Consider the following 24,462-nt stretch of genomic DNA (forward strand, 5'->3'; position numbering starts at 1 on the left):
CATGTCACTGCACCGCAAACTCATCGTCTCCCTGGCCGCCGCCTGCGCCTTGCTGGCCGGCAGCGCGCACGCCCAATACGTGGGCCCGACGGCCGGCCCGGCCGCGCCCAGCAATGTGGCCGCCATCCTGAAAAACCCCGTCGACGACCAGGCCGTCGTGCTGCGCGGCCATCTGCTGCGCAAAGTGGGCAACGAGAAATACACCTTCTCCGACGGCACGGCGGAAATCCGCGTGGACATCGACGACAAGGTCTTCATGAATCGCAAGATCGACGCCAAGACCCGCGTGGAAATCCGCGGCGAAGTGGAAAAAGACTTCATGGAAAGCCCGGAAATCGATGTCGACGCGCTGACCGTGGTCCCGTAAGCTGCATTGCCCTCCCGCCGCCACGGCGGGAGGGGCATTCCCCCTCTTCTGTATGCCTTGCGCAACCTTTTTTCCATGCCGGAAACTAGGCTTGTCAGAACAATCAATTTCGTCTAGCATCTTTTCATTCAAGGTCAGCCAGCGCCAGCTTGAGCCTGCCTGTCGACTCATCCATTCTGGGAGCTTTCCGGGTGCAAGATTTGCCTTCGATACGCTCAAGAATTTCATGGCTGGTGCTCGCCTGGGTCATTCCGACGGCGCTCGTGTTTCTCCTGCTCGTGGCGCAAAGCTACACGCGCGAACGCGACCATGTTGTCAGCGAAACGGCGCAAGCGGCGCGGGCCGTCGCGGCCGCCGTCGAACGCGACCTGAACGGCGCCCAGATGGCCGCGCGCATCCTGGCCGATTCGCCCGCCCTGCAAGCCGACGACATCGTCGCCCTGCGTGCCCTGGCCGCCAGCCTGCTGCAGCCGGGCCTGGCCGTCAGCGCCTTCATCGTTTCCGACGCCAAGGGCCGCCAGCTGATCAATACGACCTTGCCCGCCAGCCAGGCGCCGCCGCCCCTGCCGCAAAAATGGGCCGCCAGCATGGAGCGCACGCGCGACTACGGCAAGCCGCGGCTGACCAGCCTGGCCAGGGCACCTGACAGCGTGCCGCAGCTGGCCCTGAACCTGCCCTTGCCGCGCAAGCAGGGAGCCGCCTACGTGCTGACGGCACTGTACCCGCCCGACTACCTGTCCGTGTTGCTGCGCGAACTACACCTGCCCGCCTACCTGGGCGCGGCCATCATCAATGCCGACGGCATCAACGTGGCGCGCACCCTGGCGCCGCAGCGCTATGTGGGCCAGCGCACTGCGGCGCCCCTGCTGGAACAGATACGCCAGGCGCGCGAAGGCGTGCTGCGCCATGCCACCCTGGAAGGCATCGACGTGTACACGGGCTTTCGCCGCGCCCCCGACGCCGCCTGGACGGTGGCCGTCACCATGCGCACCAGCACGGTGGCAGAAGCGCTGCTGCGCTCGGTAGTCACGGGTTCCCTCATCCTGGCGCTGCTGCTGGGCGCCGGCTTTGCCCTGGCCTGGCGCGTGGGCGGCCGTCTGGCCAGCACCCTGCAGGAACTGACGCAGCAAATCCATGCGCTGGCGCAGGGCAAACCGCTGCTGTCGAACAAGCACGCGGACCGCGAATCGGCCGACATGGCCAGCGCCCTGGGCGCGCTGGAACGCGACCTGCGGCGCCACCGCACGCAGCTTGAAAGCCTGGTGGCCGAACGCACGCTGGCCCTGGAAAAGTCCACGCGCCTGCTGGAAACCGTGTATGCGACGGCGCCGATCGGCATGCTGTTCGTGGACCTGGACTTGCGCATCGTCATGATCAACCACTACCTGGCCACCATCAACGGGGCCAGCGTGGCGCAGCACCTGGGCCGTCCCGTGGGCGCCATGCTGTTCGACGACGCCGTGCGCGCCGAGGTGGAACGCTGCGTGCGCCAGGTTCTCGGGACGGGGCAGCCCATCGTCGACATGGAATTGCAAGGCCATAGCGGCCAGCAGCGCGAGCAGATCAGTCACTGGATCGTCTCCTACCACCCGATTTTTGGCCCGGAACAGCAGTTGCTGGGCGTATCGGGCCTGTGGCTGGACATTACCGAGCGCAAGCGCAGCGAAGCGGAATTTCGCCGCTCGAAACACCTGTTTGGCACCATCATCGAAAACATCCCGGCCATGGTCTTCGTCAAGCGCGCCGACAAGCTGAGCTTTGAAATGGTCAACCGCCACGCGGAACTGACCCTGGGACGCTCGCGCGAGCAATTGCTGGGCAAGACGGACCACGATTTCTTCCCGCCGCAGCAAGCGTCCGCCTTCGTCAGCGCCGACCGCAAGCTGCTGGCCACGGGGCAGATGGTGGAAATCGAACAGGAAGCGATCAATACGGCCGATGGCACCACGCGCCACTTCACCACGCGCAAGGTGGTCTTGCGCGACGATGCGGGGCGCCCCAGCCATGTGCTGGGGGTCTCGATCGACATCACGGAACGCAAGCGCGCCACCGAGGTGCTGCACGCCACCACCTGGCGCCTGGAACAGAACGAGCGCTTCATCCGCACCGTCACCGACAACCTGCCCGGCATGGTGTCGTACTGGGGCGCCGATTTACGTTGCCTATTTGCAAATAAGTTCTATAACGAATGGTTTGGCCGCAGCAGCGCCGAGCTGGCCGGCATCCACATGAGTGAATTGCTGGGGCAGGAACTGTTCGACGTGTATGCGCCCCACGTCGAGGGCGTGCTGGCGGGGCGGCCGCAAAGCTTCGAGCGCGACCTGCTCGATCCCGGCGGCCAGGTGTGCCACACGTGGACCAATTACATCCCCGATTTCGACGACGGCGGCGGCGTGCGCGGCTTCTTCGTGCTGGCCTCGGACGTGTCCGAGCTCAAGCGCACGGAATTGCGCCTGCACGAACTCAACGAGCAGATGGTGCGCGCGCGCGACAAGGCCGAGGCGGCCAGTATCGCGAAGAGCGAATTCGTCGCCAACATGAGCCATGAAATCCGCACGCCGATGAACGCCATCATCGGCCTGGCGCGCCTGCTGGAAGAGTCGCCGCTGGAACGGCGCGAGCGCAGCTATGTCGGCAAGATCCAGATGGCCACGCAGTCGCTGCTCAACATCGTCAACGACGTGCTCGATTTTTCCAAGATCGAGGCGGGACAGATGGTGCTGGAACAGCGCCGCTTCCAGCTCGAACGCATGCTGGGCAGCGTGGGCGTCTTGCTGGCCAGCAGCGCCTGGGCGCGCGGCGTGGAGCCCGTGTTCGTGCTTGATCCCGGCGTGCCGGATGAACTGATCGGCGACGCCCTGCGCATGGAACAGATCCTCATCAACCTGGTGGGCAACGCCGTCAAGTTCACCGCGCATGGCGAAGTGGTGCTGAGCATCGGCATGGAGGCCGAGGATGCGGCCAGCGCCACCCTCGCGTTTTCCGTGCGCGACACGGGCATCGGCATAGGCGCGGCCGAGCAGGAACGCATCTTCGACGCGTTTTCCCAGGGCGACAGCGGCACCAGCCGCAAATACGGCGGCACGGGACTGGGGCTGGCCATCTGCCGGCGCATGGTGGAACTGATGGGCGGCACCCTCAGCGTGAAAAGCACGCTGGGCCAGGGTTCCGACTTCCGCTTCAGCTGCCGCTTCGAGAAGGTGGCGCCGCCGCCCGAGCCGTCCGGCAAGGGCGTGCCCAAGGCCCTGTCACTGCTGATCATCGACGACAACGCCAGCGTGCGCGCCATGCTGGAAGACTGGTGCGCGGCGCAGGGCTGGCACAGCCGCAGCGCCGACAGCGGCGCGGCCGGCCTGTCCCTGCTGCGCAACCACGCCAGCGGCCTGGACGGCTTGCAGGCGGCCGCTCACGTGGATATGGTGCTGCTCGACGCGGCCATGCCCGGCATGGATGGCATTTCCATGCTCACCGAGGCGCGCGCCGACGAACACCTGGCGCTGCCGCCCGTGATCATGCTGGTGGCCGACCAGGACAGCGAAAACCTCGAACGCCTGGCCGACAGCCTGATGCTGGCCGGCATCGTCTCGAAACCGGCCACTCCGGCGCGCCTGCTGGCGGCCGTCACCGCCGTGCGGGATGGCCGCAATGGCCGCAGCGCGCCATCCGTGCTGCCCGTGTCCACGCCCTTGTCGGGTTTGCTCACAGGCATGCGCGTGCTGCTGGTGGAAGACAATGAAATCAACCAGGAAGTGGCGCAGTACATCCTGCTGCACTCCGGCGCGCGCGTGGCCGTGGCCGCCAATGGCAGGCTGGCCGTTGACTTGCTCACCAGCACGCCGGACGCCTGGGACGTGGTGCTGATGGATTTGCAGATGCCCGTCATGAATGGCTACGACGCCACCCTGGCCATCCGCGCTCTCGGCTTGCCGGACTTGCCCATCATCGCCATGACGGCCAATGCCATGGACGAAGACCGTCTGCGCGCCATCGCCAGCGGCATGAACGCGCATGTGGCCAAGCCCATCGATGTCGACGAGCTGATCGAGACCTTGACCCGCCTGGTGCGCGCCCCCCTGGGCAGCGGTGAAGGCGCCGTCCAGGCGACCGATGCCGCCACCCAGACGCCGGACTTGCCGGCCACCGTGCCCGGCATCGACCTGGCGGCGGCCCTGCACCGCTTCGGCGGCGACTACGGCGCCTTCCTGGCCCTGCTCAAGCGCTTTGAGAATTCGCAAGGCGACGCCGTGGAAGAAACGCGGCGCCTGCTGGCCGCCGGCCAGGCGCAGCAGGCGGCGCAAATGCTGCACCGCGTGTGCGGCGTGGCCGCCAACCTGGGCGCCACGCAGATCGCCAGCCTGGCCGCCGAGACGGAAAAAACGCTGAAAACGGGGCAACCGCACGCCACGGCCACCTTGCTGGGCCGGCTGGAAATGGCGATGGCCGAAGTCATCGAAGCGGCGCGCACCCTGCCCTCGCCCGTACGGCGCAGCCAGCCGGCAGCGGCCGCGCCCGGCGGCGCGCCCGTCGACCTGCACGCGGGGCTGTCCGAGCTGCTGGTCCTGATCCACAACAACAACCTGAAAGCGCTGGCGCAATTCCAGGCCCTGCACCCCGCCATACAACAGTCGGACCGGGAAGCGGCGCTGGCGATGGCACATGCGATTGAAACGCTGAATTTTGCCGAGGCGGAAAAACTCGTGCTCGATCAGCTGAAACGAGAGGAAAACAAGTGAGCTGGACCAACCTTGCCATGAACGGGCGCATCCTCATCGTCGATGACGCCATGGAAAACATCCAGATCCTGCACCAGCTGCTGCGCGAGGAACACGACGTGCTGTTCGCCCTGAGCGGTGACAAGGCGCTGGAAATTGCGCATAATCAACTGCCGGACCTGATCCTGCTCGACGCCGTCATGCCCGGCATGGATGGCTATGCCGTCTGCAGCGCGCTGCGCGAATCGGCCCTCCTGAACGCCATTCCCGTCATTTTCGTCACGGCCCTGAACCAGCCCGAAGACGAAACGCGGGCGCTGGAAGCGGGTGCCGTCGATTTCATCACGAAACCGTTCAACGCGGCCGTCGTGCGCGCCCGCGTGCGCAGCCAGCTGACCATCAAGCGGCAAGCCGACGCCATGCGCGAACTGTCGCTGACGGATTCGCTCACGGGCGTGGCCAACCGGCGCAGCTTCAACGACACGATGGACAGCGAATGGCGGCGCTGCGCGCGCGACGGCGTGCCGATGGCCCTGATCATGGCCGATATCGACCACTTCAAGGATTACAACGATACGTATGGCCACCAGGCGGGCGACCTGTGCCTGCAGCAGGTGAGCGCCGCCCTGCGCCGCTGCGCCGTGCGCCCGCCCGACCTGCTGGCGCGCTACGGCGGCGAGGAATTCATCATCCTGCTGCCGCAGGAAACGCGCGACGGCGCCGAAGTGGTGGCCCAGCGCATCCTCGACGAAGTGCGCGCGCTGCAAATTGCCCACGCCAGATCGAGCGTCGGCCCGCACGTCACCGTCAGCCTGGGCATGGCCAGCATCATGCCCACGGAAGGCATGGACCCCAGCGCCCTGATCCGCGCCGCCGACGCCCTGCTGTACCGCGCCAAGCATACGGGGCGGGACAGGTATTGCGCGCCGGAGGGGGAGTGATCAGGGATAACAACGCATCAAAAACTCCGCCACGCAGACGGGTTTCGGGTCGCCTTCGCGCTCCATGGTGACGGCCCAGTTCACTTGCGCCCCTTCCGGCAAGTTGTCGACGGAGAGGATATCGAGCCGCGCGCGCAATCGGCTGCCCACGGGCACGGGCGCGGGGAAGCGTACTTTATTCAGGCCATAATTGATGGCCATGCGGATGCCGGCCATGTGCAGCGCTCCCTGCAACATGGCCGGCAGCAGGGATAAGGTCAGGAAGCCGTGCGCCACGGTGCAACCGTATGGCGACTCGCGCGCGCAGCGTTCGGCGTCCACATGGATCCACTGATGGTCGTCCGTGGCGTCGGCAAAGGTGTCGATGCGCTGCTGCGTGATGGTCAGCCAGTCCGAAACAGCCACGTGCTGTCCCGACAAGGCCTGGAAACCGGCGATGCCGGCGATATCACGCATGGTTTTCGCCTGCCGGACGGCGGCCGAACATGCCCATGCCCTCCACTGTCGTCACCACTTCGCCATGCTGGTTGCGCACGCTCCACACGGAAATGACGATGCCGCGGTCCGGCTTGCTGCTCGACGGGCGCACTTCCTTGACCTGATAAGTCAGCTGCAGGGTATCGCCAGCGCGCACGGGTTTGAGCCAGCGGATGCTGTCCAGGCCGGGCGAACCCATGCTGGACGAATGCTTGAGCAGATTGTCCACCACCAGGCGCATCATCATGCCGCACGTATGCCAGCCGCTGGCGATAACGCCCTTGAAGATGGTCTTTTCGGCGGCCGCATGGTCGACGTGGAATGGCTGCGGATCGAAATCCGTGGCAAAAGCGATGATTTCCTTTTCCGTTACGTGGCGCTGGCCCAGGTCGATTTCCAGGCCTTGCGTAAAGTCTTCGAAATACCAGTGTTTCGGGGTGGTGGCAGGCGATGCGGTCATGCGGTCTCCGTCGGCAAAAAGCCCGGCTGGGCGATAAAGCGCTCGATATGATGGTCCACGTCGCCCAGGGTCAGGGCGATCATGGAGAGGCGCTTGAAATGGTGGGCGGCGGGCAATTCGTCGGTGACGCCCATGCCGCCATGCAATTGCACGGCTTGCTGGCCGACAAAGGTGGCAGCCAGTCCCACTCGCGCCTTGGCGGCCGAGACCGTGCGGCGCCGCTCGGACGCGTCGTCGCTGTCGACCTTGGCGGCGGCCAGCATGGCCATCGAACGCGCCTGCTCCAGGTGGATGAACATGTCGGCCATGCGGTGCTGCAAGGCCTGGAATTTGCCGATCGGCGCGCCGAACTGCTGACGCGTCTTCAGGTATTCCAGGGTGGCGGCGAAGATGGCGTCCATGGCGCCCACGGCTTCCGCGCACAGCAAGGAGGCGCCGTAATCCACGGCCGCGTCGAGCACGGGCCAGCCCTGCCCCGCCTGGCCGATCAAGGCGTCGTGGCCCAGCACCACTTGCACGAGGGTCACGGTGGCGGCGCGCTGGCCGTCGATGGTGCGGTAGTCGCGCACGGAAACGCCAGGCGCGTCGACAGGCACGAGGAACAGCGAAATGCCGTCCGTATCGCTTTGGCTACCGCCGTTGCGCGCCGACACGATCAAGGCGCCCGCCTGGGCGCCGTGGATGACGACGGTTTTCTCGCCGTCGAGCACGAAGCCGCCGCCGCTGGCGGTGGCGGTCGTGGCAATATCATTGAGTTCGTGGCGCGACTGGCGTTCACCGAGCGCGCAGGCCAGTTTCAGGCTGCCGCTGGCGACCTGTTCCAGCACGCCATCGTGGCCGCCCGCCAGGCTCAAAAAGCGCGCCCCGAGTACGGTGGCGAAATACGGTTCGACCACCAGGCCACGGCCCAGTTCCTGCATCACCAGCAGCATGTCGACGGCCGTGCCGTCGAAGCCGCCCGCGCCGGCCGGCAGCGGCAAGGCCGTCATGCCCAGCTCGGCCAGGGTGGCCCAGGCCGCATCGGACGTGCCCGTGGCGGAATGGATAATTTTTTGCCGCGTTTCAAAGCGGTAATCCTTGTCGACCCAGCGCCTGAGCGCATCGGCGAATTGCTGCTGTTCCTGATTAAAATGAAAGTCCATGTCGTCTCCTTCTGGCTTACAGGCCCAGGATCATCTGCGTGATGATGTTTTTCTGGATTTCATTCGAGCCGCCATAGATCGATGTCTTGCGGTAATTGAAGTAATACGCGGCCAGCGGCGCGGCCAGGTCGTCGCCGCCAGCGCCGTGCGGCGCGCCGCCATCGAGGAATGCCGGGTCGAACGGCAAGGCTTGCGGGCCGATGGCTTCGACCATCAGTTCCGTCAGTTGCTGCTGCAATTCCGAACCGCGCACCTTCAGCATCGACGCCTGCGGTCCCGGCCCCTTGCCTTCGTCGCTGATGACGCGCAAGACCGTCATTTCCAGCGCCATCAATTCAATTTCCAGGGTGGCGACCTTGGCCGCAAAGGCGGGATCGTGCAGCAGCGGCGCACCGCGCTTGGTTTGTTGCATGGCCAGCTGCTTGAGGAAAGTCAGCTCGCGCTTCGAGCGGCCGACGGCGGCGATGCCCGTGCGCTCGTGGCCCAGCAGATACTTGGCGTAGGTCCAGCCCTTATTTTCCTGGCCCACCAGATTGCTGACGGGCACGCTCACGTTGTCGAAGAAGACTTCGTTCACTTCGTGTTCTTCATCGAGCATGATGATGGGGCGCACGGTGATACCCGGCGTTTTCATGTCGATCAGCAAGAAACTGATGCCTTCTTGCTTGCGCACCGTGCTATCCGTGCGCACCAGGCAAAAGATCATGTCCGCGTGCTGGCCCAGCGTCGTCCAGGTTTTCTGGCCGTTGACGATGTAATGGTCGCCGTCGCGCTGGGCCGTGGTTTTCAGCGAAGCGAGGTCGGACCCGGCGCCCGGCTCGGAGTAACCCTGGCTCCACCAGTCGTCGCAGTTCAAAATGCGCGGCAGATAATATGCTTTTTGTTCGGCGCTGGCGAAGGCCATGATGACGGGCGCCACCATGTTGACGCCGAAGGGCAGGATCGGTGGCGTGGCGGCGCGCGCGCACTCGTCTTCCCAGATGTGGCGCTGCACGGCCGTCCAGCCCGTGCCGCCATGTTCGACTGGCCAGGCCGGCGCGGCCCAGCCTTGCTGCGCGACAATCTTGTGCCAGCGCACGTAATCGTCGCGGTTCAGGCGCAGATGCTGGCGCACCTTGCGCTGCAAGTCCGCCGGCAGATGGGCGTCGAGGAAGGCGCGCACCGTGTCGCGGAAGGCGCTCTCCTCGGCCGTGTAATGCAGGTCCATGTCTGTCTCCTTGTTCTTATCGGTTGCCGTGATGACTGCACGCAAGGAAGCTCAGCGCACAAAAAAGCACGACCGTTCTCAAGGATTGTACAACAGATTGGGAGCGGCGCCAGGGGTTTTACATGGGCTCAAGGTTCATCGCGAGGCCATGCCACTTTTCGCCATTACCGTTGAAGCAGCAGCCCACATAGCAGCAATTCCAATGCCGCAACTGCTTTTATCAAGCGTGCATTGCCTTCGTCGCCGTCTGCGATCCAGAACGCCGCTTCCGCCAGGCTGCCGTAGATCAGCGCAGCCAGTGCCTGTGGACAAGCGTCGGCCACGATGCCCTGCTGAATCAGCTGCTGGATCAGCCCTTGCATCGAGTCAAGGCAATGGCGCTGCGAATCCGGTGAAGCGCCACCCAGGACCGCCCTCGCGTCGCGCAAGACGATGCGCTGAATTTCCGGTTCCAGGGCCATCTCCAGATAGGCACGGCAGCGGCTGCGAAAGCCTTCCCACAAGTCTGCGGCGCCGTCGGAGATGGCTTGCAGGCGGCCATCCATTTCCGCGTCGATCTGCTCGACCACCGCCAGCAGCAAGCCCTTCTTGTCGCCGAAGTGATGGTACAGCGCACCCCGCGTCAGCCCTGCCTGGGCGGTGAGGTCGTCCATTGACGTATCGGCATAACCGCGCTCGCTGAACACTTTGCGGGCCGTGGCCAGCAACGAGGCGCGGGTTTCTTCCTTTTCCACACGGGTGCGGCGAACCATTTCTCTCTCCTTACATACGTAGCGCATGATTGTTTACATACATCGCGTATGTATATATACTTGTTCATACGCGATGTATGTATTATCACTGCGACGTATCTCCATTGCAAGCAGGGCTGCGCCGTTTATCAAATGATCAATGAAGGATATGCACCATGAGTACGTCTCCCTGCGCTGCCGCAGAACCCGCGGCTCCTCACCCGTGGCTGGCGGTCACCGCTGTCGGCATGGCCACCTTTTCCGTCGTGACGACGGAAATGCTGCCGGTCGGCCTGTTGACGCCGATTGCCGACACCCTGGACACCTCCACGGGAACGGCCGGCCTGATGATCTCGCTGCCAGCACTATTAGCGGCCATGTTTGCGCCGCTGGTCGTGCTCGCATCGGGGAGCCTGGACAGGCGCAAAATACTCTGCGGTTTGCTGACACTATTAGTGATCGCGAACATTGCCTCGGCCCTGGCGCAGAACATGGCGTGGATGCTGGCGGCGCGTGTACTCGTCGGTTTTTGCATGGGCGGCATCTGGGCCATCGCCGGCGGCCTCGCTTCCCGCCTGGTTCCTGCCCGCTCGGTTGGGCTGGCAACGTCGGTCATCTTCGGTGGCGTGGCGGCCGCTTCCGTGCTGGGGGTGCCGCTAGGCGCACACATCGGCGACCTTGCGGGATGGCGCTGGGCTTTCGGCGTCATGGCACTGTTCAGCGGCCTGGTACTGGCGCTGCACCTGGCCGTCATTCCCGCCCTGCCCGCTGCCGCTTCGACGACCTTGCGACAATTCGGCCAACAGCTGCGCAACAGGCGGTTGCAAGCAGGGCTGCTTCTGACCCTGCTGCTGGTGAGCAGCCATTTCATGGCCTTTACCTTCGTGCGCCCGCTGCTGCTGTCCGTGTCGGGGTTCGATGCGCAATGGCTGGGCGCACTGCTGTTTGCCTATGGCTTCGCTGGCATCCTTGGAAACTTCCTGGCCGGTGTCATGGCCGCGCGGCGCACGGCGACGACCATCATCGCCATCTCGGGCGGCCTGCTGCTCACGCCGCTGCTGTTCCTGGCTGTCGGCGACTCCGGCATCGGCGGCGGCGTGGTGTTGCTGGCCTGGGGACTGGCTTACGGTGGCGTATCGGTCGGCCTGATGACTTTGATGCTGAAGGCGGCGCCCGGCGCCGTGGAGATCGTCGCCGCGCTGTATGTGGGCGTCTTCAATATCGGCATTGCGCTCGGGGCGTGGACCGGTGGCCAGGCCGTGGACAGGCTGGGCCTGTCCGCCAACCTGTGGCTTGCCGCAGGATGCGCCGCTGCCGCCTTGCTGCTGTCGTTTGGCATCCGCTTTATGGAAGCCAGCAAGCAGCCTGGTGCTGCAAGCGATTGACGCTGGCCGCCATCACCCATACAAATGCAGCAACACTTGCACGGCAACGATCTTGACGATGGTCATGCTGGGGAAAATCATGGCGTAACCGAGGTTCGGGCGGTCCGACTTGGCCAGGCGGTTGGCGAATACCAGCACGGCCGGGTTGCCCGTGGCGCCGGCCGCGATCCCGAGCAACTCGGGAAACGGCAGGCGCAGGAAGACCTTGCCCAAGATCACGACGAGGGCCACCACCACCAGCACCGTCACGGCGCCGAGCGCCAGCATGGGCAAGCCATCGGCGCCCACTTGCTGCACGAAGGGCAAGCCGGACGCCATGCCGACGGAGGCGAGGAAAATCGTCAAGCCATAGTTGCGCATGACCAAGTTGGCCGACAGGGGCAAGCGCCAGCTGATCTTGCCCACCCTGCCCAGGCGTCCCAAAATCAGCGCCATCACCAGCGGGCCGCCGGCCAGGCCCAGGCTGAACGAGCCTATCCATGGCAAGGGAATCGGCACCAGGCCCAGCAGCACACCCAGGACCATGCCCATGCCCAGCGAGACATAGCTGAACTCGGCCGTGGCCGTGATGGAATTGCCGAACAGCTTGCGCACGTCGGCCGCATGTTTGGCTGGCGCGATGGCCATCACCCGGTCGCCAAACTCCAGGGTCAGGAACGGGTGCGGCAGAATCATGGCGTCGCCACGGCGGATGAAGGCGATCTGCAGGGGGAAATCCTTGGCCAGGTTCAGCTCGCCCAGGGGCACGCCGACGATTTCCGCGTCCGACACGAACACTTCCGTGCCGTCGAACGCGCTGCGGTCCTTCATCAGCCGGCCCGGATCCAGGTGGCCCAGCGCCGTGCGCGCCGCTTCCACGCCCGCCACCGTGCCCGACACCATCAGCGCGTCGCCCACGCCAAGCACGAGGCCCGGATCGGGCAAGCGGTTCTGGTGGCCCTGGCGCACGCCGATGACTTGCACGCCCGCCAGCGGGCCGTCGGCCAGTTCGGACAGGGCCGCGCCCGCCAATGTGGCTTCGTCGATGGTAATTTCGGACACGACGATGGGTGCCGGCGGCGGCGTCAGCACGGGTTTTAGTATCCGCCCGGCCAGGTACAGGCCCAGCATGGGGCCGACCACGCCGAACGGATACGCGACGGCATAGCCGACGGCTGCGTCGCCATTGCCGTGCGACGCTTCCAGCGCCGCCTGCAAGGCGGCCGTGCTGGTCATGGCGCCGGCAAACACGCCGCTGGCCATGCGCAGCGAGATATCGATCCACTGCCCGCCCCAGACGGACACGGCCAGGCCGCCCATGACGGCGACAAAGGCGATCAGATTGTGTTTCTGCCCCGCACCGCGCAAGCCGGCGAAAAACTGCACGCCATACTGCACGCCGATGCCATACAGGAACAGCAGCAAGCCGATGGAGCCGACCATCGGCGGCGGCACGGAACCGGGAGCAAAGGCGCCCAGCGCCAGCCCCGCGAACAGCACGCCGCCCACGCCCAGCGAAAAGCCGAACACGCTGATGCGCCCCAGCGCATAACCGGCGCCGATGACGAGAAACAGGGCGAGGATCGGCGTGGACTCCAGCGTGTGGCGAAATAATTGAAGCATCAGAAACCTTGGTCTGGGGAAGGCCCAGTTTAGCATGCACAAAAGCAACACGATGGCGATGATGACAAGCAAGCGTGCGCAGCTTTGCACCTTAAAAATGGGCAAAAAAAAGCCCGCTGCGGGAGCGGGCTGAATCTAATTCCTGTGAGGAAGTAGAGGAGACAGATGAATGATGCCGCATCGCAGCATATTCATCCAATTCTATGTTGCGATGATAGAAATATGTTTTATCAATATCTGCACTCCTCTTCGCGCAACGCCTGCTGCACGGCGGGACGCTCGCCGACGCGCTCGATCAAGCGCCTCACTTGCGGGAAGGCCGACAAGTCCACCTTGGTGTGCGCCGACCAGCTGAGGATGGTGTACAGATAGGCATCCGCGATGGAGTAACGCTCGCCCAGCAGATATGGCCCGCCGGCCGCCAGTTGCCGCTCCACATAGTCGAGGCGTGCGGCCAGACGCGAGCGGGCCACGTCCTGCGCCTGCGTGCCGTATTCCGGGTGGAACAGCCAGGGGCTGAACACCTTGTGCAGCTCGGTGGCAATAAAACCCAGCCACGATTGCAGCTGCACACGCGCCAGGGAACCGGGCGGCGGCGCCAGGCCGCTGGCCGGCGCCAGGTCGGCCAGGTATTGCACGATGGCCGTGCCTTCCAGCAAGATGGTGCCATCGTCCAGCGCCAGCGCCGGCACGTACAGGTTCGGATTCACCTGCGCGTAATCGGCGCCCGTTTCCGTGACGCGCGGGATCTTGCGAATATCAACTCTTTCCAGTTCCAGCGCAATGCCCGCCTCGATGGCCACGATGTGCGGCGACAAAGAACACGTTCCCGTTGCGTAATACAGTTTCATGATCACTCCTCGAAAAGTTACACGGACGCGGGATCGAGTTTTTCCACGTCGATGCCGTATCTGGCGATGGCTACGCCAATCTTGCTGCGCGGCAGCTGGCCCCCATCGGCCAGCGCCGTCAGGGCGGCCAGCACGATGAAATGACGGTCCACTTCAAAAAAGGTGCGCAAGGATTCGCGCGTATCGGAGCGGCCGAAGCCATCCGTGCCCAGGGCAACGAAACGCCGGTCGTGCACGAACGGGCGCACCTGGTCGGCCACGATCTTCATGTAATCGGTGGCGATCACCACCGGGCCTTGCCGGCCAGCCAGGCATTGCGCGATATACGGCACGCGCGGCTCACTGTCCGGGTGCAGCATGTTCCAGCGCTGCACGGCCAGGCCGTCGCGCCGCACTTGCGTCAGGCTGGTGGCGCTCCACACGTCGGCCGCCACGCCGAAATCCTGCTGCAGCAGCACGCTGGCGGCCTGCACTTCGCGCAGGATGGAGCCGCTGCCCATCAGCTGCACGCGCGGCGTGGTTGCCGTGAGTGCTGCCGGGCTTTCCTGCAGCAGATACAGGCCCTGCAAGATGCCCGCCTCGGCGCCTGCCGGCATGGCCGGGTGCGAATAGTTTTCGTTGAGCAAGGTGATGTAATAGAAAATATCCTCTTGCTCGGCAAACATGCGGCGCATGCCGTCGTGGATGATGACGGCCAGCTCGTAGGCATAGGTAGGATCGTAGGAAATACAGTTGGGAATCACGGACGACAGCACATGGCTGTGGCCATCGTCGTGCTGGAGTCCCTCCCCCATCAGTGTCGTGCGGCCCGACGTGGCGCCCAGCAAGAAGCCGCGCGTGCGGGCATCGGCCGCCGCCCACGCCAGGTCGCCCACGCGCTGCAAGCCGAACATCGAATAGAAGATGTAGAACGGAATGGTGGCCAGGCCATGGTTGCTGTACGACGTGCCAGCGGCGATCCAGGAGGAAATGGCGCCCGATTCGTTGATGCCTTCCTGCAATATTTGCCCATCCTTGGCTTCCTTGTAATAGCTGAGCTGGCCCGCATCCTGCGGCGTGTACAGCTGGCCCAGGTAGGAATGGATGCCGATCTGGCGGAACAGGCCTTCCATGCCAAACGTGCGCGATTCATCGGGCACGATGGGCACGATGATCTTGCTCAAGGCGGGATCTTTCAGCAGGGTACCGAGGATGCGCACAAAGGCCATGGTGGTGGACGCGCCCCGCTCGCCACTATCCTTGAGCTGGGTAGCGAAGGCGGACAGCGGCGGTATGGGCAAGGGCGCCACCTTGCTGATGCGGGCGGGAATGTAGCCGCCCAGCTGTGCCCGGCGCGCGGCGAAATAGCGCGCTTCCTCGCTGTCCGGCGCCGGTTTCAGGTAGGGCATTTCTTCCAGCTGGGCATCGCTGACGGGCAGCGCGAAGCGGTCGCGGAACGCGCGCACGGCGTCGACGCTCATCTTTTTCAGCTGATGGTTGATGTTCTGCCCTTCGCCTGCCTCGCCCATGCCGAAGCCCTTGACGGTCTTGGCCAGGATCACGGTGGGACGGCCCGGCGTGCGCATGGCCTCGGCATACGCGGCGTGCACTTTCTCCGGGTCGTGGCCGCCGCGCGTGAGCTTCCAGATGTCGTCGTCCGACATGTGCGCCACCAGCGCCAGCAGTTCCGGATACTTGCCAAAGAAATGCTCGCGCACGTACGCGCCATTCTGCGATTTGAAGGTCTGGTAATCGCCGTCCACGCATTCCATCATGCGCTGGCGCAACAAGCCGCTCGTGTCGCTCTGCAATAAAGCATCCCAGCCGCTGCCCCAGATGACCTTGATGACATGCCAGCCCGCCGCGCGGAAGGTGCCCTCCAGTTCCTGGATGACCTTGCTGTTGCCGCGCACGGGACCATCCAGACGCTGCAGGTTGCAGTTGACGACAAAGATCAGGTTATCGAGGCGCTCGCGACCGCCCAGGGAAATGGCGGCCAGCGATTCCGGCTGGTCCATCTCGCCGTCGCCAAGGAAAGCCCACACCTTGCGGCCCTGGTGCGGCTTCAAGTCGCGGTACTCGAGGTAGCGCATGAAACGGGCCTGGTAGGCGGCCGTCAGCGGTCCCAGTCCCATGGAGACGGTGGGAAATTGCCAGAAGTCGGGCATCAGCCGGGGATGCGGATACGACGACAAACCCTCGCGCCCCGCTTCGCGGCGGTAATTGTCCAGCTGCGCTTCCGTGATGCGGCCTTCCAGATAGGCGCGGCCATAGATGCCGGGCGCGGAATGGCCCTGGATGTAGACCAGGTCGCCGGCAAACTGATCCGTATGGCCACGGAAGAAATGGCTGAAGCCGACGTCATACAGCACGGCCGCCGACTGGTAAGTCGCAATGTGGCCGCCCACGTTCGAGTGTTTGGCCGCGCGCAGCACCATCACCATCGCATTCCAGCGGATGTAGGCATTCAGGCGGCGCTCGATGGCCAGGTCGCCCGGATAAGCGGGCTGGCGCGCCGTGGCGATGCTGTTGGCATAGGCGGTGGTGACGCGGCCGTGCATGCCGCCGTGCTGCGCGGCATCAATATCGACGAGCTGGTCGATCAGGTAATGGGCGCGCGGGCGCCCTTCCACGGCGACGACGGCCTGCATCGCCTCCAGCCATTCTTTGGTTTCTTGCGGATCGATATCGGGTACGGCGAGGGATGGGGTCATGGCAGTCTCCTGAGGGTGGGCATACATCGTCATGATCGATTGCTACTGCAATCATTGCATTTGCAATCGTTATGCCGGCCATTGTATAGCGCTATAATTGCATTTGCAACTGTGATTGATCTGGAGGAATACCGATGTCTGAAACTGCGCCTGAAATTGGCTCGCCCCCCGCGCCCGACCTGTGGTTTTCATTCGTGCGTACGCACCGTTTGATGATCCGCGAGATCGAACGCCGCCTGGCGGCGGCCAAGCTGCCCGTCTATGCGTGGTATGACGTGCTGTGGGGACTCGAAAGCGGCCCCGACGGTTCGCGCCGCATGCACGAACTGGCCGACGCGCTGGCCATCGAACGCTACAACCTGACGCGTCTGGTGGACAAGCTGGAAACGGACCGGCTGGTGACGCGCACGCGGTCGATGGAAGACGGGCGCGCCGCCTTCGTTTCCATCACGGAAGAAGGAAAAATCCTGCGCAAGCAAATGTGGGCCGTCTACCAGGCCACGGTGGCCGACCTGTTCCTGGCGCAATTTGACAACGGCGGTCAGCAAGACTTCAGCGCCGCCCTCGTGCGCGCCGCCGAGGCGGCACGCAACGCAGGCCAGGGCAAGGTTTAGACCAAGGCGTAGCGCCGCAGCGCGTACTCGACGAACTGCAGGGGCAGCGCGCCGTCGTCGGCCAGGGCTTTCAAGGCGGTGACGGCCAGCCATGGCGCGCTGACCTCCATCATGGCGTCAGCGCCGACGGCGATGAAACGCCCGCGCACATGGCCGCCGATCTGGCCCGCGATGTGCTGCCCATAGCCGGTAACGGCGATGACGGGCGCGGCGCTGTCATCGAGGCAGCGCCGCACATGGGCCAGTCTTGGAATGGCGCGCGGGTGACACAGGTTCCACTGCTCCGCCGCCTGCGCATCGCGCGCCAGGCGGGTGTAGCTGGGGCAACTCCACACTTGCGCGGCAATATCCCAGTCCTCCTGCAGCAAGCGGGCGGCATCAGCAACGACGGCCAGCATCGTTCCCGCCCCGCACAGACGCACCCGGCATGGCTCAGGGCTCAGCGGCGACACGCGGTACATGCCCAGGCTGGCCGCTGCCGCATCGGCATCCGACAAGGGCGCCGCCACCGCATCCGCATCATGTATGGCCAGGTAGTAATAACCTGGCTGCTGTTCCACATACAGCGTTTCCAGTGCCGCGCGCAGGATGGCGCGTACTTCCTCGCCCGTCGCCGGGTCGAAGGGCATGCAATTGTGCTGCGCGGCCAGCCAGGCGGGCAGCGCCGGCTGCACGCCTTTCGGCCAGCGAGAAGATTGCGTTTCCGCATCGCTGCAAACGATGCCACGCTCGCGCGCATCGACCAGCACGCCACTCAGTGCCTGAACCGAAGCGGGACGGCACAGATACAGCAACGGTTTGTCGGCGCCATAGCGCAGCGGCCAGGCACTGGCGGACGCCGTCACATTCCAGGCATCATCATGCCGGTGCGTCACTTCCGCGCGCACGACGCGGATGGCATTCGCCGCACCCGGGCCCGTCTGCAAGCTGCCCGCCATGGCGCCCAGAGCGCGGCGCGGCGAAACCTGCCGCAACGGCAACGCCGGCGCTGCCGCCAGCGCGGCCAGGCAGGCTTGAGCGGCGTCGCGCGCGGCGTCCAACGGCGGAGAAGAAGGGGAAGAATGCATGAAGGCTCCTGTTTCAACAACGCTTGCGCAAGGCAGACATAGCCTATACGATTGCAAATGCAACGATTGTAGTTGCAATCCTTTGCGCGAGCAAGGGACGCGGGCCAACCGACATTCCTGTCTTCGAGGTGAAAAATGACGCTGAACAATCCTGAAACCGTGCGCATGGCCTACGCCGTGAAACTGACGAACGCGCAAGTCGAGGCGGCCAAGCGCCTGTATGCCGCGCATTTCGGCACCACCGACAACCCGCAGGCGATGGCCGCCATCATCGCGGCACTGGCGCGCAACTACAGTTCGGCCGTCGCGGCGAATGTGCTGTAGCGGACCACGTACGACGCGGGCAAAAAAAAGCCCGCTACGGAAGCGGGCTGAATCTAATTCCTGTGAGGAAGTAGAGGAGACAGATGCATGATGCCGCATCGCAGCATCATTATCCAATTGCATGTTGTGATGACAGAAATACGATTGTTCTATATCTCAGCCATAGCGGCCTCCCCTGCCCCTGCCATCCTTATGCCACGGCGTCGCCGCGCAAGGTTTTCGCGGCCGCCACCATGTTGGCCAGCGCGGGTATGACTTCTTTCCAGCCGCGCGTTTTCAAGCCGCAATCGGGGTTGACCCACAGGCGCTGGGCGGGGATGCGCTCGGCCGCCTTGCGCATCAGTTTTACCATTTGTTCCTGGGCAGGAATATTCGGCGAGTGGATATCGTAGACGCCAGGGCCGATGTCGTTCGGATAGTTGAAATCATCGAAGGCGTCCAGCAATTCCATGTCGGAGCGCGACGTTTCGATCGTGATCACGTCCGCATCCATGCCGGCGATCTGCGCGATGATGTCGTTGAATTCCGAATAGCACATGTGCGTGTGGATCTGCGTTTCATCGGCCACGCCATTGGCCGTGATGCGGAACGATTCCACGGCCCAGCGCAGGTACTCGGCCCATTGCGATTTGCGCAGCGGCAAGCCTTCGCGCAATGCCGCCTCGTCGATCTGGATCACGCGGATGCCGGCCTGTTCCAGATCCTGCACTTCGGCGCGGATGGCCAGCGCCAGCTGGTAGCACGACACGGAACGGGGCTGATCGTCGCGCACGAAGGACCAGTTCAGGATAGTGACGGGGCCCGTCAGCATGCCTTTCATCGGCTTGTCCGTCAGCGACTGGGCGTAGGTGCTCCACTCGACCGTCATGGCGCGCGGACGGCTGATGTCGCCGAACAAAATGGGCGGCTTCACGCAGCGCGAACCGTACGATTGCACCCAGCCAAACTGGCTGAAGGCGTAGCCGTCGAGCTGTTCGCCGAAGTATTCCACCATGTCGTTGCGTTCCGCTTCGCCGTGCACGAAGACGTCCAGGCCCAGGGTTTCCTGTTCCTGGACGCAATGGGCGATTTCCGCCTGCATCAGTTTTTTGTAGCTGGCTGCATCGAGCTGGCCGCTGCGGAACTGGCTGCGGGCCTGGCGGATTTCCGCCGTCTGCGGGAAGGAGCCGATGGTTGTCGTTGGGTACGCGGGCAGTTGCAGCAGCGCAGCTTGCTTGGCGGCACGTTCGGCATAGCTGCCGGCGCGCTGGCCCAGGCTGGCGTCGATGCGGGCCACGGCCGCTTTCACGTCGGGATTATGCACGCGCGGCGACTGGCGGCGTGCTTGCACGGCCGCATGATTGGCATCGAGTGCCGCCTGCACGGAGGCGCGGCCCTGGTTCAGCGCGCCAGCCAGGGTGTGCACTTCATCGAGCTTTTGACGGGCAAAGGCCAGCCAGGATTTGATATCTGTATCGAGCTTTTGTTCACTGTCCAGGTCGACGGGCACGTGCAGCAAGGAGCACGACGGGGCGATCCACAGCCGCGATTGCAGGCTGGCGTGCACGGGTTCCAGCCATGCCAGCACCTCATTCAAATCCGTCTTCCAGATATTGCGGCCATTTACGACGCCCAGCGACAGCACGCTGCTGGCGGGCAATTGGGCCATCACCTGCGCCACTTCCTCGCGGGCGTTGATGGCGTCAAGATGCAAGCCTTGCACGGGCAATTTGCACGCCAGTGCCAGATTGTCTTGCAGCTTGCCGAAATACGTGGCCAGCAGCAGCTTGACGTTCTTGACCTTGCTCAAGGCATCGTAGGCCGTGACCAGCGCCTGCTGCCAGGCGCCGTCCAGTTCCGTGACGAGGATGGGTTCATCAATCTGCACCCATTCCACGCCCTGGGCCGCCAGTTCCTGCAACAGTTGCACGTAGATGGGCAGCAAGCCTTGCAGCAGCGCCAGCTTGTCGGAATCATCCTTGGCCTTGCCCAGCCACAGATAGGTGACGGGGCCGATCAGCACGGGCTTGGCCTTGACGCTCAATTGACGCGCTTGAGCCAGTTGCCGCAGCAAACGGCTGCTGTCGAGCTTGAACTGCGTCCCGGCCGAAAATTCCGGCACGATGTAGTGATAATTGGTGTCGAACCATTTCGTCATTTCGCCGGCGTGGACGCAGCTGCAATCGCTGTCGCTGGCCGAGCGGCCGCGGGCCACGCGGAAATAGTTGTCGAGCGCCGCGCCTTCCCGGCCGCGCACGCGCTGCGGCAAGTTACCCAGGGTAAAACTCAGGTCCAGCACCTGGTCGTAAAAGGAAAAGTCACCGACGGGCGCCAGGTCCAGCCCGCTCTGGTCTTGCCAGTGGCGCTGGCGCAAGTCCGCGCCATGGCCTTCCAGCGCGTCCAGGCTGCTTTGGCCCTTCCAGTAGTCTTCCAGGGCGAATTTCAATTCCCGTTTGGCGCCGATGCGCGGATAGCCCAAGTTATGTGTCGTGACGGTCATGGCGGTAGTTCCTCCTGATGAAGTATGGAGACATCATAGAGGCTTTCATCCATGAAAAATAATGGTAAAACTTCATACATCCATTAGCAATATTCATAGAAGCGCAGACGGGCACAGGCAAAAAAAAAGCCCGCTACGGGAGCGGGCTGAATCTAATTCCTGTGAGGAAGTAGAGGAGACAAGTGCATGATGCCGCATCGCAGCATATCCATCCAATTGCATGTTGTGATGATGGAAATATGATTCATCAATATCTGCCCCTGACAGTGGCCGTCAGGCGCTGGCCCGAGCGATCAGCTCGTAGGACAGCGGCGCCAAGGCCGGTGACGCGGCGCCCTCGTCCACTTCGCCCAGGCGCTGCAGGATGGCTTGCGCGGCCAGGCGGCCGATGTCATAGCGCGGCACGCGTATCGTCGTCAGCGCCGGCATGAGTTTTTCCGAGAACGGGAAGTCGCCAAAGCCGGCCACCGCGCATTGCTCGGGGATACGGATGCCCAGGCGCGCCGCTTCATAGATGGCGCCGGCAGCCATGTTGTCGTTGGCAAAAAACAGGGCGTCGGGTCGTTCGGCGCGCGTCATTTGCTCGCTGAACACTTGCCCGCCCGCATCGAGCGGCGCCGTCACCGACGCTTGCACGATGTCCACACGCAAACCAAGCTGCCGCATGGTTTCTTCATAGCCCTGGGCCCGCTTGCGGGCGCGGAAATCGCTGCCGATGCCGCTGTCCACATACACGATGCGCCGGTAGCCTTGCGCGTGCAGGTACAAGGTCATGTCGCGCCCCGTGGCGATGTGCGAAAAGCCGATCTGCGGATACGGCCGCTCGGGGCGGATATCCCACGTTTCGATGACGGGAATCTGCAAGCCCGCCAGCAGGGTTTCCGTGGCGGCGCTGTGGTCGGCGCCCGTCAGCACCAGCGCGCGCGGCGACCAGCCGAGAAAGGCGCGCACGACTTTTTCTTCCGTCTCGATCGAGTAATCGTGGGTGGCCAGCAGCAATTGGTAATTGTGCTGCGACAAGGTGGTCGACAAGCCCTGGATGGTTTCCGCAAAGATGGAGTTCGACACGCTGGGCACGATGGCGCCCACGATGCGGCCCTGGGTCGAGGCCAGGCCGCCGGCCGCCTCGTTGCGGATATAGCCGAGCTGGTCGATGGCGCTCTTGATGCGCTCGCGTGTTTCCTGCGACACGCGGTCCGGCTCCTTGAAATAGCGCGACACGGAAATGGCCGAGGTCTGTGCCAATTTGGCCACATCGAACACGGTGCTGCGGCCGAGGCCACGCCGCTTGCGTACTGGGTCGTTCATGGGTACTGCCTTCTCAAAAATCGGTGATCACCACGCATCATGCCATGGCCGGGCGCACGGGGGACGCCAGCGTAACGCCGGTGCTTTACGGCTCTTCGGCTGGGCCGCATAAATTCCACCCTGGAAATTGGCGTCAATGAAATCATGCCGATAGTGTAAGGGCTGCGCGCCTGCACCCTGCATTAAATCTGTTGACAGCCCCCCGCGATTCAAATTATATTTCGCTGTACTTGCAATGTTAGCGCTAACAAAGGCCAAGAGCAAGACCCGAGACAGCAGCACTGGAACGCCATACGCAGCGCGCCAGGCAACCAAAAAGGACACACATTGAGCTCCGCTACCTCCCGCCGCACGCTGGAATCCCTGCGCAGCCAGCGCTGGCTGGCCCCAGACGACATGCGCTCGTTCGCCCACCGCCAGCGCCTGCAGCAGATGGGCTTGCGCCGCGAGGAATTCCTCGACCGCCCCGTCATCGCCATCATCAATACCTGGAGCGACCTGTCGCCGTGCCACTCGCACCTGCGCGAACGGGCCGAAGCCGTCAAGCGCGGCATCCTGCTGGCCGGCGGCTTCCCCGTCGAGCTGCCAGCCCTGTCCTTGGGCGAAGTGATGGTCAAGCCCACGACCATGATCTACCGCAACTTCCTTGCCATGGAAACGGAAGAACTGCTGCGCTCGCTGCCGATCGACGGCGCCGTGCTGCTCGGCGGCTGCGACAAGACGACACCCGGCATGCTGATGGGCGCCATCAGCATGGACATCCCCGCCATTTTCTGCCCTGCCGGCCCCATGCTCAACGACCGCTACCGCGGCCAGAGCGTGGGCGCGGGTACGCACACCAAGAAATTCTGGGACGACTACGTGGCCGGCGACATCGCCAAGCCCGAGTGGATCAAGCTCGAAGCGAAGATGACGCGCTCGCCCGGCACCTGCAACACCATGGGCACGGCCTCGACCATGACGTCCATCGTCGAAGCGATGGGTTTTACCTTGCCGGGCGCCACCAGCATTCCCGCCATGGACGCCAACCACGTGCGCATGGCCTCGCAATGCGGCGAGCGCATCGTCGGCATGGTGTGGGAAGACTTGAAGCCGTCGCGCTTCTTCACCCGCGCCGCGCTGTCGAACGGTGTGGCCGCCTACATGGCGCTCGGCGGCTCGACCAATGCGGCCATCCACCTGGTCGCCATCGCCGGGCGCGCCGGCCTGGCCCTGTCGCTCGATGAAATGGATGCGATGGCGCAAAAAGTACCGGTCATCGCCAACCTCTTCCCGTCCGGCGACAAGCTGATGGAAGATTTCTTCTATGCGGGCGGCATGCCGGCCCTGCTCAAGGAAATCGCGCCGCAGCTGGACTTGACGGCCTTGACGGTCACGGGCCGCAGCCTGGGCGAAAACATCGCCGACGCCGTCTGCCTCGACGACAGCGTCATCCGCAAGGTGTCGCAGCCGGTGGCCGACGGCGCGGCGCTGGCCGTGCTGCGCGGCAACCTGTGCCCTGGCGGCGCCGTCATCAAGCCGTCGGCCGCCAATCCGAAGTTCGCCAAACACCGGGGACGCGCCCTCGTGTTCGACTCGAACGCGGAGATGCTGGCGCAAATCCATGCGCCCGACCTCGACATCGATGAAAACACGGTGCTGATCCTGCGCAATGGCGGCCCCATCGGCGCGCCCGGCATGCCGGAATGGGGCAATCTGCCCGTGCCGAAAAAACTGCTGCAGCAGGGCATCCGCGACATGGTGCGCATCTCCGACGCGCGCATGAGCGGCACCCACTACGGCACCTGCGTATTGCACGTGACGCCGGAAGCGGCCGTGGGCGGCCCGCTGGCCCTGGTGCGCAATGGCGACATGATCGAGCTGGACATCGCCGCGCGCACCCTGAACATGGATGTGACGGACGAGGAACTGGCGCGCCGCCGCGCCGAGTGGCAGGCGCCCGCGCAAAAATATGCGCGCGGCTACACCAAGCTGTACATGGAACACGTGACCCAGGCCGACCAGGGCTGCGACCTCGACTTCTTGCTGGGCAACGCCGCCACGCCCGAGCCGCCGATCTTCTGACGCCGCCATCTTCCGACATATATAGAGAGCACAGGATC

General features: G+C 64.1%; 18 protein-coding genes. 7 read left to right on the forward strand and 11 right to left on the reverse strand.

Annotated elements, in window-relative coordinates; genetic code table 11:
- Nucleotide 1 precedes the first annotated feature (1 nt).
- From P9875_RS18730 to P9875_RS18740, 3 genes are all read left to right on the forward strand, one after another.
- The gene (locus P9875_RS18730; RefSeq protein WP_278316243.1) at nt 2–367 is read left to right on the forward strand and encodes a NirD/YgiW/YdeI family stress tolerance protein; all 366 of its coding nucleotides are present in this window, start codon (nt 2–4) and stop codon (nt 365–367) included.
- A gap of 233 nt (nt 368–600) precedes the next feature.
- Nucleotides 601–5,100: a PAS domain-containing protein gene (locus P9875_RS18735; RefSeq protein WP_278316244.1), complete on the forward strand. Its 4,500-nt coding sequence runs from the start codon at nt 601–603 to the stop codon at nt 5,098–5,100.
- Entirely contained in the window at nt 5,097–6,020 is a 924-nt protein-coding gene (locus tag P9875_RS18740) for a diguanylate cyclase domain-containing protein (protein ID WP_278316245.1), read from the forward strand. The genes P9875_RS18735 and P9875_RS18740 overlap by 4 nt, the downstream gene beginning before the upstream one ends.
- Here the strand turns inward: P9875_RS18740 and P9875_RS18745 are convergent, their stop codons facing one another.
- The 5 genes from P9875_RS18745 to P9875_RS18765 all read right to left on the reverse strand — a co-directional run bounded on the left by P9875_RS18745 (nt 6,021) and on the right by P9875_RS18765 (nt 10,058).
- Entirely contained in the window at nt 6,021–6,476 is a 456-nt protein-coding gene (locus tag P9875_RS18745) for a MaoC family dehydratase (protein ID WP_278316246.1), read from the reverse strand.
- A complete protein-coding gene (locus P9875_RS18750; RefSeq protein WP_278316247.1) occupies nt 6,469–6,957 on the reverse strand; it encodes a MaoC family dehydratase in 489 nt (162 codons plus the stop codon). Before P9875_RS18750 ends, P9875_RS18745 begins: the two co-directional genes overlap by 8 nt.
- Complete coding sequence (locus P9875_RS18755) at nt 6,954–8,099, reverse strand: acyl-CoA dehydrogenase family protein (protein WP_278316248.1); 1,146 nt, start codon at nt 8,097–8,099, stop codon at nt 6,954–6,956. Before P9875_RS18755 ends, P9875_RS18750 begins: the two co-directional genes overlap by 4 nt.
- Before the next feature lie 16 nt (nt 8,100–8,115).
- Nucleotides 8,116–9,306 (reverse strand): acyl-CoA dehydrogenase family protein, encoded by a 1,191-nt coding sequence (locus tag P9875_RS18760; RefSeq protein WP_278316249.1) that lies wholly within the window; start codon nt 9,304–9,306, stop codon nt 8,116–8,118.
- Between the two features lie 164 nt (nt 9,307–9,470).
- Entirely contained in the window at nt 9,471–10,058 is a 588-nt protein-coding gene (locus P9875_RS18765) for a TetR/AcrR family transcriptional regulator (RefSeq protein WP_278316250.1), read from the reverse strand.
- Nucleotides 10,059–10,213: 155 nt separating this feature from the next.
- Here P9875_RS18765 and P9875_RS18770 point away from each other — a divergent pair, with 155 nt between their 5' ends.
- Complete coding sequence (locus P9875_RS18770) at nt 10,214–11,422, forward strand: MFS transporter (protein ID WP_278316251.1); 1,209 nt, start codon at nt 10,214–10,216, stop codon at nt 11,420–11,422.
- Nucleotides 11,423–11,434: 12 nt separating this feature from the next.
- Here P9875_RS18770 and P9875_RS18775 read toward each other — a convergent pair whose 3' ends face one another.
- The 3 genes from P9875_RS18775 to aceE all read right to left on the reverse strand — a co-directional run bounded on the left by P9875_RS18775 (nt 11,435) and on the right by aceE (nt 16,568).
- Nucleotides 11,435–13,024, reverse strand: a complete 1,590-nt coding sequence (locus P9875_RS18775) for an aspartate:alanine exchanger family transporter (RefSeq protein ID WP_278316252.1) — start codon at nt 13,022–13,024, stop codon at nt 11,435–11,437.
- Between the two features lie 230 nt (nt 13,025–13,254).
- Complete coding sequence (gene gstA, locus P9875_RS18780; RefSeq protein ID WP_278316253.1) at nt 13,255–13,875, reverse strand: glutathione transferase GstA; 621 nt, start codon at nt 13,873–13,875, stop codon at nt 13,255–13,257.
- Between the two features lie 17 nt (nt 13,876–13,892).
- Nucleotides 13,893–16,568 (reverse strand): pyruvate dehydrogenase (acetyl-transferring), homodimeric type, encoded by a 2,676-nt coding sequence (gene aceE / locus P9875_RS18785; protein WP_278316254.1) that lies wholly within the window; start codon nt 16,566–16,568, stop codon nt 13,893–13,895.
- 134 nt (nt 16,569–16,702) lie between these two features.
- On the opposite strand from aceE, the gene P9875_RS18790 reads away from it, so the two are divergent.
- Nucleotides 16,703–17,182, forward strand: coding sequence for a MarR family winged helix-turn-helix transcriptional regulator (locus P9875_RS18790; protein WP_278316255.1), 480 nt, complete (start codon nt 16,703–16,705; stop codon nt 17,180–17,182).
- Here the strand turns inward: P9875_RS18790 and P9875_RS18795 are convergent.
- The gene (locus P9875_RS18795) at nt 17,179–18,249 is read right to left on the reverse strand and encodes a transketolase-like TK C-terminal-containing protein (RefSeq protein WP_278316256.1); all 1,071 of its coding nucleotides are present in this window, start codon (nt 18,247–18,249) and stop codon (nt 17,179–17,181) included. The two genes, P9875_RS18790 and P9875_RS18795, sit on opposite strands and share 4 nt — an antisense overlap.
- A 135-nt stretch (nt 18,250–18,384) precedes the next feature.
- On the opposite strand from P9875_RS18795, the gene P9875_RS18800 reads away from it, so the two are divergent.
- Nucleotides 18,385–18,573, forward strand: coding sequence for a hypothetical protein (locus tag P9875_RS18800; protein WP_034755254.1), 189 nt, complete (start codon nt 18,385–18,387; stop codon nt 18,571–18,573).
- A gap of 190 nt (nt 18,574–18,763) precedes the next feature.
- On the opposite strand, the gene metE is transcribed toward P9875_RS18800, so the two are convergent.
- A complete protein-coding gene (gene metE / locus P9875_RS18805; protein WP_278316257.1) occupies nt 18,764–21,052 on the reverse strand; it encodes a 5-methyltetrahydropteroyltriglutamate--homocysteine S-methyltransferase in 2,289 nt (762 codons plus the stop codon).
- 273 nt (nt 21,053–21,325) lie between these two features.
- Nucleotides 21,326–22,360, reverse strand: coding sequence for a LacI family DNA-binding transcriptional regulator (locus P9875_RS18810; protein WP_278316258.1), 1,035 nt, complete (start codon nt 22,358–22,360; stop codon nt 21,326–21,328).
- Between the two features lie 396 nt (nt 22,361–22,756).
- Here P9875_RS18810 and araD point away from each other — a divergent pair, with 396 nt between their 5' ends.
- A complete protein-coding gene (araD, locus tag P9875_RS18815; protein WP_254798439.1) occupies nt 22,757–24,424 on the forward strand; it encodes an L-arabinonate dehydratase in 1,668 nt (555 codons plus the stop codon).
- Nucleotides 24,425–24,462: the final 38 nt, after the last annotated feature.

This window comes from Janthinobacterium rivuli (assembly GCF_029690045.1).
Taxonomy (GTDB): Bacteria; Pseudomonadota; Gammaproteobacteria; order Burkholderiales; family Burkholderiaceae_D; genus Janthinobacterium; species Janthinobacterium rivuli.

Bases quoted from the DNA above. Each gene is read 5' to 3' on its own strand.
- P9875_RS18730 (WP_278316243.1), top strand. From the start codon at position 2: ATGTCACTGCACCGCAAACTCATCGTCTCCCTGGCCGCCGCCTGCGCC.
- P9875_RS18745 (WP_278316246.1), bottom strand. From the start codon at position 6,476: ATGCGTGATATCGCCGGCATCGCCGGTTTCCAGGCCTTGTCGGGACAG.
- P9875_RS18750 (WP_278316247.1), bottom strand. From the start codon at position 6,957: ATGACCGCATCGCCTGCCACCACCCCGAAACACTGGTATTTCGAAGAC.
- P9875_RS18755 (WP_278316248.1), bottom strand. From the start codon at position 8,099: ATGGACTTTCATTTTAATCAGGAACAGCAGCAATTCGCCGATGCGCTC.
- P9875_RS18760 (WP_278316249.1), bottom strand. From the start codon at position 9,306: ATGGACCTGCATTACACGGCCGAGGAGAGCGCCTTCCGCGACACGGTG.
- P9875_RS18765 (WP_278316250.1), bottom strand. From the start codon at position 10,058: ATGGTTCGCCGCACCCGTGTGGAAAAGGAAGAAACCCGCGCCTCGTTG.
- P9875_RS18770 (WP_278316251.1), top strand. From the start codon at position 10,214: ATGAGTACGTCTCCCTGCGCTGCCGCAGAACCCGCGGCTCCTCACCCG.
- P9875_RS18775 (WP_278316252.1), bottom strand. From the start codon at position 13,024: ATGCTTCAATTATTTCGCCACACGCTGGAGTCCACGCCGATCCTCGCC.
- gstA (WP_278316253.1), bottom strand. From the start codon at position 13,875: ATGAAACTGTATTACGCAACGGGAACGTGTTCTTTGTCGCCGCACATC.
- aceE (WP_278316254.1), bottom strand. From the start codon at position 16,568: ATGACCCCATCCCTCGCCGTACCCGATATCGATCCGCAAGAAACCAAA.
- P9875_RS18790 (WP_278316255.1), top strand. From the start codon at position 16,703: ATGTCTGAAACTGCGCCTGAAATTGGCTCGCCCCCCGCGCCCGACCTG.
- P9875_RS18795 (WP_278316256.1), bottom strand. From the start codon at position 18,249: ATGCATTCTTCCCCTTCTTCTCCGCCGTTGGACGCCGCGCGCGACGCC.
- P9875_RS18800 (WP_034755254.1), top strand. From the start codon at position 18,385: ATGACGCTGAACAATCCTGAAACCGTGCGCATGGCCTACGCCGTGAAA.
- metE (WP_278316257.1), bottom strand. From the start codon at position 21,052: ATGACCGTCACGACACATAACTTGGGCTATCCGCGCATCGGCGCCAAA.
- P9875_RS18810 (WP_278316258.1), bottom strand. From the start codon at position 22,360: ATGAACGACCCAGTACGCAAGCGGCGTGGCCTCGGCCGCAGCACCGTG.
- araD (WP_254798439.1), top strand. From the start codon at position 22,757: ATGCGCTCGTTCGCCCACCGCCAGCGCCTGCAGCAGATGGGCTTGCGC.